This is a genomic window from Actinomadura sp. NAK00032 (assembly GCF_013364275.1).
In the GTDB taxonomy this organism is placed as follows: domain Bacteria; phylum Actinomycetota; class Actinomycetes; order Streptosporangiales; family Streptosporangiaceae; genus Spirillospora.
Window position 1 is genome coordinate 6,323,806 of the sequence record NZ_CP054932.1, and the last position, 9,578, is coordinate 6,333,383.

Here is a 9,578-nt window from a genome sequence, read left to right on the forward strand (position 1 = left end):
GACCGCGCAGCCTGCCAACCGCCACTGGCATCGCGCCTACAGACGGCTGGCAGTCCTCCCGCATCGCCCGGCGGCGGGACGGGCGGCGCGGCGGGCGGCGCGGCGGGCGGCGCGGCGGGCGGCTCAGTCAAGGGAGCCCACGAACCGCAGCATCGCGTCGTTGACCTCGTCGGGGCGCTCCTGCTGGGTCCAGTGCCCGCATCCCGGCAGCATCACCATCTCGCGCAGGTCGGGCACCGCCCGGGCTGACACCGGCTCGGCCGGCAGCATGCCGAGGGTCATGTCCCGGTCGCCGACGATGTAGAGCGCCGGGGCCCGCACCGGGACGCCGTGCCACGGGGCGGTGAGGGCCCAGTTCCGGTCGAGGTTGCGGTACCAGTTCAGCCCGCCGGTGAAGCCCGCCTCCGCGAACTCGGTCACGTAGACGTCGATGTCCTCCTCGGTGAGCCAGGGGGGCAGCTTCTCCGGGTCCGGGCACAGGTCCAGGAAGCCGCCGCCTTCGGGCACGACCATGGAACCGCCCTGCGGCCCGTCCCCGGACGGCGCGTACAGGACGCGGCGGAACGTGTCGTAGAGGTCGCGGGAGAGTTCGGCGTCGGCGACGCCCGGCTTCTGGAAGTAGAGCATGTAGTACCCGTCCCCCAGGCCGACCCGCATGAGCGGGGTCATGGGGGCGGGCGTCCGGGGCAGGTAGGGGATGCTCAGCCCGATCACGCCGCGCACGCGGTCGGGCCGGAGCAGCGCCGTGTGCCAGGCGACGCCGCCGCCCCAGTCGTGGCCGGCGACCACCGCGCGCTCCTCGCCGAGCGCGTCGAGGATCCCGACGACGTCGCCGACCAGATGCATGATCGTGTAGTCCTCGACGTTCGCCGGCCGGTCGCTGCGCGCGTATCCGCGTTGGTCGGGCGCGACCACGTGGTATCCCGCCCGCGCCAGCGCGGTCAGCTGGTGCCGCCACGAATACCAGCACTCCGGAAAACCGTGGATCAGCAGGACCAGCGGCCCGGTCCCCGCCTCCGCGATATGCAGCCGAATTCCGTTCACCCTGACAAAGCGATGGGTGATCTCCACCGTGCCGCCCTCCTGGTCACTCGTCGACTCCGCCGATTTACCACAGCGCGCTGAAGGACCACTCAAGGAGAAATGGGGCGGGCGTCCCGGTTCTCAGGAGAGCAATTTGGAAACTTCCCCCGCGGCTTCTCGGCAGCACACACTCACTGGAACAGCGGTAAGCGTCGAAAGGTGCCGTGAGATGACGCAGCAGGATGAGGGGATCTTCGCCGCGCGGCCGGACGGGTCGCCTCCGCCGGAGTTCGCCGAACGCAGGCGGGAGTCCCCGCTCGCGCCCGTCATGATGCCGAGCGGCGACGAGGCGGTGCTGGCCGTCCGCTACGCGGACGTGCACGCCGTGCTGACCAATCCCGCGTTCAGCCGGGCGGCGCTGCTCGCGCCGGACGCGCCGCGGATCCTGCCGGGCGAGGAGTTCGGCGAGGACCCCAACGCGCTCACCAACATGGACCCGCCCCGGCACACCCGGATCCGCCGCATCCTGAGCGACATCTTCAGCCCGCGCCATGTCAAGACCTGGCATCCGAAGATCGTCGCGATCACCGAGCGGCTGACCGGCGACCTGGTCGCCGCGGGCCCCCCGGCCGACCTCATCGCGGCGTTCACGCTGCCGCTGCCGATCCAGATCATGTGCGAGCTGCTCGGCGTCCCGCCGGCCGACCGGGAGCGGTTCCGGACCTGGACCGACATGATCATTTCGAGCACCGCGTTCACGGTGGAGGAGCGCGTCGCCGCGGCGACGGAGTTCTCCGGATACGTCCGCGACCTGATCGACGGGCGCCGCGGCCGGGACGGCGACGCGCTGATCGACGCGCTGATCAGCGCGCATGACGAGGGGGAGCGGCTCAGCGAGGCGGAGCTGGTCCACCTGACGGTGATGCTGATCATGGCCGGGTACGAGACGACGGCGAGCGTGCTGGCGCGCGGCGTGCTGAGCCTGCTGACCACCGACCAGTACCGGGTGCTGCGCGACGAGCCGGAGATCATCCCGACCGCCGTGGAGGAGCTGCTCCGCTACGGGATGCCCGGCGACGGCGGGCTCCTGCGAATGGCGACCAAGGACGTGGAGCTGCCGTCGGGGACCGTGCGCGCGGGCCAGGCCGTCATGCCCTCGATGGCCTCGGCGAACCGCGACCCGGAGGTCTTCGACGATCCGGAGCGCTTCGACGTGCGCCGCGGCCACTGCCCGCACCTGACGTTCGGCCAGGGAGCGCACTACTGCGCCGGAGCGAACCTCGCGCGGCACGAGCTGCAGGTGGCGCTGGAGACGCTGACGCGGGCGGTGCCGGACCTGCGCCTGGACGTCGCGCCGGACGAGGTCGAGTGGCGCAGCGGCCTGCTCCTGCGGGCCCCCCTGAGCCTGCCCGTGGCCTGGTGACACCGAGGAGGACATCCATGCGCGTGCTGTTCACGACGTTCGCGTCGGTGAGCCATCTGAACGGTCTCGTGTCGATGGCGTGGGCCCTGCGCGCCGCGGGCCACGAGGTCAGGGTCGCGAGCCAGCCGGACCTGGCCGACGCCATCACCGCCGCGGGGCTGACGGCGGTCCCGGTGGGCGAGCCGCTCCATCTGGAGGCCCGCATGCGGGAGATCGCCGCGAAGCTTGCGGCGCAGGGCCCGCGGGCGGGCGGTCCCGGCGGGGGCCCGCCGGACATGAGCGAGGTGCGGCCCGAGAAGCTCACCTGGGAGTCCATGGTGAAGGTCTTCGGGACGATGACCCCGGTCGTCTTCGCGAACGCCTCCCCCGCCGCCACGGTCGACGACCTCGTCGGGTTCTGCCGCGGCTGGCGGCCCGACCTGGTCGTCTGGGACACCTTCACGTTCGCCGGCTCGGTCGCCGCGCGGGCGTGCGGCGCGGCCCACGCGCGCATGATCCTCGGACTGGACATGCTGGGGAACATGCGGGCCCGCTTCGCCGAGGCCGGCGCGCGGCGCCCGGCCGGGGAGCGGACCGATCCGCTCCGCGACTGGCTCGACGGCCATCTCGCCCGCCACGGCGCCTCCTTCGCCGAGGACGCGGTGGTGGGGCACTGGACGATCGACCCGACGCCGCCATCGCTGAGGCTGCCGGTGCCCCTGCACTACGTGCCGGTGCGGCACATGCCGTACACGGGGAGGTCGTCCGTGCCCCGCTGGCTGCACGAACCGCCGCCGGAGAGCGGCCGCGTGTGCGTGCTCGGGGAACCGTCCCTCCAGCGGATGTGGGGCCCGGACGCGACCGCCGAGGGGCTCGTCTCGGCCGTCGCGGGGCTCGGCACCGAGGTCGTCGTGGTCCTGGACGCCGAGCAGCAGAAGGGCCTGGGCGAGCTGCCGGAGAACGTCCGGGTGGAGGACACCGCCCCCCTGGACGCGCTGCTGCCGACCTGCTCGGCCGTGGTGCACGCCGGCGGCCACGACGCGCTCGGGACCGCGTTCCTGCACGGCGTCCCGCAGCTCATCGTCCCCGAGGGGCAGTGGGACACGGTGCACAAGGCGCGCCTCGTCCAGGAGTACGGCGCCGGGCTGCACCTGCCGCCCATGGAGCGGTTCGACCCGCGGCTGCTGCGGGAGCGCGTGGCGCGGCTTCTGGCGGAGCCGTCGTTCGCCGAGTCCGCGCGGCGGCTGCGCGGGGAGGTGCTGGGCGCGCCCGCTCCGACCCGGGTCGTGCCGCTGCTCGAAGAGCTGACGGCCGAGCACCGCTCACCGGGCGCCTGACGCGCGCTCCGGGAGCAGGCACGACGTGTCGAGCAGCGCGAGCGCGCCCGGCTGCTCGAGGGCGGCGCCCTTGCCGTAGGCGGTGTCGAACGCGTCCGCGCCCAGGGCGTCGCGGAGCTTGTCGGCGAGGCGGGCGTCGTCGCGGCCGAAGGAGCCCGGGGCCCCGTGCAGGACGTGGCACGCGCCGAGGATCTCGGCGGCCTGCTCGGGCCTGCCCCGCCTCAGCTGCAGCCGGGCGATGCCGATGCCGACGGCGGCGACCAGCGGCAGGTCGGCCACGTCGCGGGCGAGCCGGAGCGCCTCGGCGAGGTAGCGCTGCGCGCCCGCCAGGTCGCCGGTGGCGGCGGCCACCCTGCCGCAGACCGACTCCAGCATCGCGACCATCAGGGTGTCCTTGCTCGGCGCGAGGTCGAGGCTCCGGGCCGCCACGGCGAGGTGCCGCTGGGCGTCGGCCAGGTCGCCGACGTCCAGCGCGAGGTCGCACAGCGACTTGCGGATGAGGGCCGTGGCGCGGGCCGACAGGCGCAGGTTGCGGCCCTCGGCCGCTTCGAGCAGGTCGGCGCGGGCACGTTCCAGGTCCCCGGTCTGGATGCGCGCCTCCGCGAGCCAGATCCGCTGCTGGAACGCCTCGTCGGCGGTGCCGAGCTCGCGCATCAGCCGGATCGACTCCTCCAGGACCCGGACGGCCTCCCCGCCGGCGCCCAGCGCGGTCTGGGACCCGCCCAGGAAGGTCAGCGCCATCGCCAGCCCCCAGCGCTCGCCCACGACCCGGAACTTCTCGACGGCCGTCTCGAGCTCCCGGCGCATCCCCTCCATGTCGCCGCTGTTGGCGAGCAGGAACGACCGCACGAGGCGCGCCATGGCGCCGGTCCAGGGGTCGAGCGACCGGTCGGGCTCGGCGGTGACGGCGAGCCCGCCGCCGAGGTCGTTGTCGAGCAGCGCCAGCAGGACCTCGGCGAGGACGAGCATCGGGTGGCCGTCGGCGCGGCGCGCCTCGCGGATCCGCCGGCGCATCGCGTCGGTGACGAACTGGGGCCTGCGGGGGCCTTCGGAGAGGACCAGGTTGAACAGGTGCAGGGCCACGGCGGTCGCCCAGGCGACCTCCGGCGCCTCGCCGGGGACGTCCAGGGCCCGGCGCAGCCGGCGGCTCGCCTCGGCGTGGTCGCCCTGCACGGTCCAGAAGAACCCGAGCGCGGCGGCGAGCCGCACGGCCGTCGCCGCGTCGCCGCTCTCGCACGCGAAGTTGAGGGCGGCGATCAGGTTGTCGTGCTCCGCGGTGAGCGCGGAGAGCCACCGCGGCTGGTCGCGGCCGCGCAGGTGGGGCTCGGCCCGCTCGGCGAACTCCAGGAAGAACGCCGCGTGCGCGGCCCTGGCCTCGTCGCGCTCCCCGGCCTTCTCCAGTCGTTCGAGCCCGTACTCGCGGATGGTCTCCAGCATCCGGTAGCGGGCGTCGTGCCCGTCCACCACCTGGAGCAGCGACTTGTCGACCAGGGCGTGCAGCGCGTCGAGGACGTGCCCGGGCGGCGCGGCGACGCGGTCGGCTCCGGCGGGGGTGATCGTGGCGGGGAACACCGCGAGCCGCTGGAAGAACCGGCGCTCCTCGGCGTCGAGCAGCTCCCAGCTCCAGTCGACGACGGCGCGGAGCGTCTGGTGCCGGGGCAGCGCCGTCCTGCTGCCCCCGGTCAGCAGCAGGAACCGCTCGTCCAGGCGCCGGGCCAGCTCCCCGAGCGGCAGCGCGCGCAGGCGGGCGGCGGCGAGCTCCATGGCGAGCGGCAGCCCGTCCAGCCGCCGGCAGATCTCGGCGACGGTCTCCACCACGTCCGCGCCGACGGCCAGATCCGGACGCACCGCCGCGACCCGGTCGAGGAAGAGGCGTATCGACGGGGTCTCCAGCAACGCGGCCGTCGGGGCGCCGGGCTCGGGCACCAGCAGCGGGTTCACGGGGCACAGCATCTCCCCGCCGATGCCGAGCGGCTCGCGGCTCGTCGCCAGGACGCGCAGGCTGGGGCAGCGGCCGAGCAGGTCCTCCACCAGCCGCGCGACCGCGTCGATGAGGTGCTCGCAGTTGTCGAGGACGAGCATCGCCTCGGCGTCGGACAGGACGTCGGCCAGGCGGGTGACGGCGTCGCGCGGCCCCTCCGCGCCGTCGAGCATCCCCTCGCGCAGGCCGAGGACCCCGATGACGGCGCCGGGCACGTCCCGCGGGTCGTCGAGCTTGGCGAGCTCCACCAGCCAGACCCCGTCGGCGTAGCCGTCGGCGACCCGGCCGGCGAAGGTGGTCGCGAGGCGGGTCTTGCCCGCCCCGCCGGGACCGGTGAGCGTCACCAGGCGGCCCTCGGTGAGGTCGGCCGCGATCTGGCCGAGCTCCTTCTCCCGGCCGACGAAGCTCGTCAGGCCCTTCCACAGGCTCGTGCGCGACCCGGCGGCGCGGCCGGGCCACTCGGCGGGCTGCTCGCGGTCGGCGCCGCCGCGCAGTGCCGACAGGTGGATGTCCTGCAGCCCCTGCCCGGGGTCGGTGCCCAGCTCGTTGGCGAGGAAGCCGCGGAACTCCTCGTAGGCGGCGAGCGCCTCGGCCCGCCGGCCGGAGTCGCGCAGCGCCCTGATGTGCAGGCCGCGCAGGCGTTCCCGCAGGGGGTGGGCCGCGATGAGCTCGCCCAGCTCGGCGACGACGTCGGTGCCGCCCGTCCCGCTCAGCAGCCCGGCGTCGACCCGGTCCTCGATCGCGGCGAGCCGCAGCTCCCGCAGCCGCCCCGCGGCCGCCTCGACGTACGGGGTCTGCGCCGTCCCCGACAGCGGCTCGCCCCGCCACAGCGCGAGCGCCTCCCGCAGGTGCGACGCGGCGGCCGCGGCCCGGCCCTCCGCCAGGGCGCGCCGCCCCTCGAGCGCGAGCCGCTCGAAGCGGAGCGCGTCGACGGCGTCGACGGGGACGTCCAGGCAGTAGCCGCCCTGGCTCCAGCGCAGCTCGGAGGCGCCCTTCAGCGCCCGGCGCAGCCGCGACACCAGCGTGTGCAGGGCGTTCACCGGGTCCGAGGGCACATCGGTCCACCAGATCGCCTCGGCGAGCGACTCCACCGTCACCACCCGCCCGGCCTCCAGCGCCAGCCGGACCAGCACGGCACGCAGACGGGAGCCTCCGACCTGAGTCCTCTCCTCGTCGATCACCACTTCGAGTGTCCCCAGGATGCCCACGCGCATGGTCGACAGTCTGCCATCGGCGGCGGGGGCTGCCCAGTTTCGGCATGCGTTACCGGCTCTTCAGTACTTGTCGTCAGGAGCCGAGCAATCAAGGCGAAGACAACACCGAAAGCTCGCCGCATTCTCTTCATATCCGGCACAGAGATGTCTCGCATCAGAACGCTGTGGGCCGACCGCGCTCGCTGGGAAGGATCATCGATGACCGACGCTCCCCCCGAGGCCCCGACGACGGTGGCCCGCACGGACCCCGCGGCCGAACGGCTGTTCCAGCAGATCATGATGGACCCGGTGAACGAGGACCCGTACGCCGGATACCACGAGCTGCGCGGCCGGGCCCCCGCCCTGATCACCTCCGACGGCACCCTGGTGCTGACCCGGCACGCCGACTGCGACGCGGCCCTGCGGCACCGGTCGCTGGGCAAGGGCAACGAGATCCAGGGGTTCCGGCTCAGGCCCATCCCGGAGGACCGCCTGCGCGAGCTGATGGACCGGCTGGAGCGCAGCATGTCGTTCGCGAACCCGCCCGACCACAGTCGGCTGCGGCGCGTGGTCAGCTCCGCGTTCACCGGACGCCACATCGAGAACCTGCGGCCCGCGGTGACCGCGCGCGTCGACGCGCTGCTCGACGGCCTCGCCGCCGAGCCCGGCGCCGACTTCATGGCGGGCTTCGCGCAGCGGCTCCCGGCCGGGGTCGTCGGGGACCTGCTCGGCGTCCCCGAGCGGGACCGGTCCGGGTTCGGCGCGAAGGTGGCCGCGCTCGCCGCCATGGTGGAGCCGACCGCCGACGCGGACACGCTCGGCCGCGCCATCACCGCCGAGTCGCAGCTCGCCGCGTACTTCACCGAGCTGCTCGCCCACAAGCGCGACCACCCCGCGGACGACCTGCTCAGCCGCCTGGTCGGGGCCCGCGCCCAGGAGAGCCTCGACGAGGCCGAGACGGTGGCGACCGCGCTGCTCCTGCTGGGCGCCGGGATCGAGACCACCGGCCACCTGCTCGCCAACACCCTGCACACCCTGCTCGGCCACCCGGCCGCGCTGGACGCGCTGCGCGCCGACCCCGCCCTGATCCCCGGCGCGGTCGAGGAGGTCCTCCGGTACGACTCCCCCGTCCAGTTCGACGCCCGGACCGTCCTGGAACCGGTCTCCTTCGCGGGCGCCGAACTCCGGCCCGGCCAGACCGTGACCATCATGCTCGCCGCCGGCAACTACGACCCCGCGCGGTTCGACGATCCCGACACCTTCGACATCCGCCGCACCGACAACGCCCACCTGTCGTTCGCGGCCGGGATCCACTTCTGCCTCGGCGCCGGGCTGGCGCGCCTGGAAGTCCAGGTCTTCCTGGAGCGGCTCCTCTCGCGCCACCCCTCCGTCGCCCTGGCCGACGCGCCGCGGCGCCGCCCCGGCCTCGGCCTGCGGGGGTTCGAGCGGATCCCCGTCACCCTCGGGCCGTAACGGCCCGGACCGCCGCCACGAGCGCCGCACGGCCGTCCGGCGTTCGCCATCACCTGCCGACCATCCGAAGGAGCGTCCAATGGGGACGAAAGTCAACGCCGCCATGGCAGATCACTGGAACGGTGACGAAGGCGTGTTCTGGGCCGAGGAGCACGAACGCTGGGATCACCTCAACAGCGCGTTCAACGACCACATGTTCACCAAGGCCGCGATCACCCCCGGCGACCGGGTGCTCGACATCGGCTGCGGCAACGGGCAGACCAGCCGGCTCGCCGCGCGGCGCGCGTTCAAGGGCCACGCCGTGGGCTTCGACATCTCCGCCCCGATGCTGGAGCGTGCGCGCGCCCTCGCGGCGGCCGAGGGCGTGTCCAACGTCGAGTTCGCCGAGGGCGACGCGCAGGTCCACCCGTTCGCCGAGCGGGACTTCGACGTCGTCATCAGCAGGTTCGGGCTGACGTTCTTCGACGACCCGCACGCCGCGATGGTCAACATCGCGCGCACCATGCGGCCCGGGGGCCGGCTGTCGGCCATCGTGCACGGCGACGTCACGCAGACCGACTGGCCGCTGGTCTTCGGCGCCATCCAGGAGCAGCTCGCGCTGCCCTGGGTCAAGGAGCCCAAGGAGAACCCCATGGCCGACCCGGAGCGCATGGGCGGCATCATGGCGGACGCGGGGTTCACCGACGTGGCGTTCCCCCACGTCATCGAGTCCAGGTCGTGGGGCAAGGACGCCGAGGACGTCGCCGGGTTCCTGCTGAACTGGACGCCGATGCGCATCAGCCTCTCCCAGGTGAGCGAGGAGGCGGCCGGCCGCGCCCGGCAGGCGTGCATCGACGCGCTGCGCCCCTTCGAGACCGCCGACGGCGTCGTCATGCGGACCCCCGCCTGGGTCCTCAGCGGCACCCTTCCCTAGCGTCCGGCCGCCGGGCTCCCCCCGCACGCCCCTCCCCCGCGCCGGCGCCGCGCCGCCCACCGGCGAGCGTCCCGCGGGAGGCGTGCGGGGCGGGCCCGGCCTTCCGCTGCCGGTGACGCCCGGCTCCTCCCCTGCGCCCCCAGCGTCCAGGGGCATTTCGGCATGCCCCGGCGCCGGCGATTTCCGCGAAGGCCCCCGTTGAACGCACCGGGCCCTTGTCTCGAACACGGCAATCTGGGCGAAGACAATCAGACGC

6 protein-coding genes are annotated in these 9,578 nt (G+C 74.1%); 4 read left to right on the forward strand and 2 right to left on the reverse strand.

From position 1 onward, the window contains the following. Positions 1–123: 123 nt before the first annotated feature. Positions 124–1,071 carry an alpha/beta fold hydrolase gene (locus HUT06_RS29170; RefSeq protein ID WP_176198634.1) on the reverse strand — a complete coding sequence of 316 codons (948 nt, stop codon included), beginning with the start codon at positions 1,069–1,071 and terminating at the stop codon, positions 124–126. Between the two features lie 181 nt (positions 1,072–1,252). Between HUT06_RS29170 and HUT06_RS29175 the strand changes: the two genes are divergently transcribed. Further along, positions 1,253–2,446 carry a cytochrome P450 gene (locus HUT06_RS29175; RefSeq protein WP_176198635.1) on the forward strand — a complete coding sequence of 398 codons (1,194 nt, stop codon included), beginning with the start codon at positions 1,253–1,255 and terminating at the stop codon, positions 2,444–2,446. Between the two features lie 17 nt (positions 2,447–2,463). After that, complete coding sequence (locus HUT06_RS29180) at positions 2,464–3,762, forward strand: activator-dependent family glycosyltransferase (protein ID WP_176198636.1); 1,299 nt, start codon at positions 2,464–2,466, stop codon at positions 3,760–3,762. Here the strand turns inward: HUT06_RS29180 and HUT06_RS29185 are convergent. Then, positions 3,748–6,957, reverse strand: coding sequence for a BTAD domain-containing putative transcriptional regulator (locus tag HUT06_RS29185; RefSeq protein ID WP_176198637.1), 3,210 nt, complete (start codon positions 6,955–6,957; stop codon positions 3,748–3,750). The two genes, HUT06_RS29180 and HUT06_RS29185, sit on opposite strands and share 15 nt — an antisense overlap. Positions 6,958–7,155: 198 nt before the next feature. Here HUT06_RS29185 and HUT06_RS29190 point away from each other — a divergent pair, with 198 nt between their 5' ends. Both HUT06_RS29190 and HUT06_RS29195 read left to right on the forward strand, forming a co-directional pair. Next, positions 7,156–8,409 carry a cytochrome P450 gene (locus HUT06_RS29190; RefSeq protein ID WP_176198638.1) on the forward strand — a complete coding sequence of 418 codons (1,254 nt, stop codon included), beginning with the start codon at positions 7,156–7,158 and terminating at the stop codon, positions 8,407–8,409. A 79-nt stretch (positions 8,410–8,488) separates the two neighbouring features. Beyond that, a complete protein-coding gene (locus HUT06_RS29195) occupies positions 8,489–9,322 on the forward strand; it encodes a methyltransferase domain-containing protein (protein WP_176198639.1) in 834 nt (277 codons plus the stop codon). Positions 9,323–9,578 lie beyond the last annotated feature (256 nt).

Coding starts and splice junctions, on each gene's coding strand:
- HUT06_RS29180 (WP_176198636.1), top strand. CDS start 2,464: ATGCGCGTGCTGTTCACGACGTTCGCGTCGGTGAGCCATCTGAACGGT.
- HUT06_RS29185 (WP_176198637.1), bottom strand. CDS start 6,957: ATGCGCGTGGGCATCCTGGGGACACTCGAAGTGGTGATCGACGAGGAG.
- HUT06_RS29195 (WP_176198639.1), top strand. CDS start 8,489: ATGGGGACGAAAGTCAACGCCGCCATGGCAGATCACTGGAACGGTGAC.
- HUT06_RS29175 (WP_176198635.1), top strand. CDS start 1,253: ATGACGCAGCAGGATGAGGGGATCTTCGCCGCGCGGCCGGACGGGTCG.
- HUT06_RS29190 (WP_176198638.1), top strand. CDS start 7,156: ATGACCGACGCTCCCCCCGAGGCCCCGACGACGGTGGCCCGCACGGAC.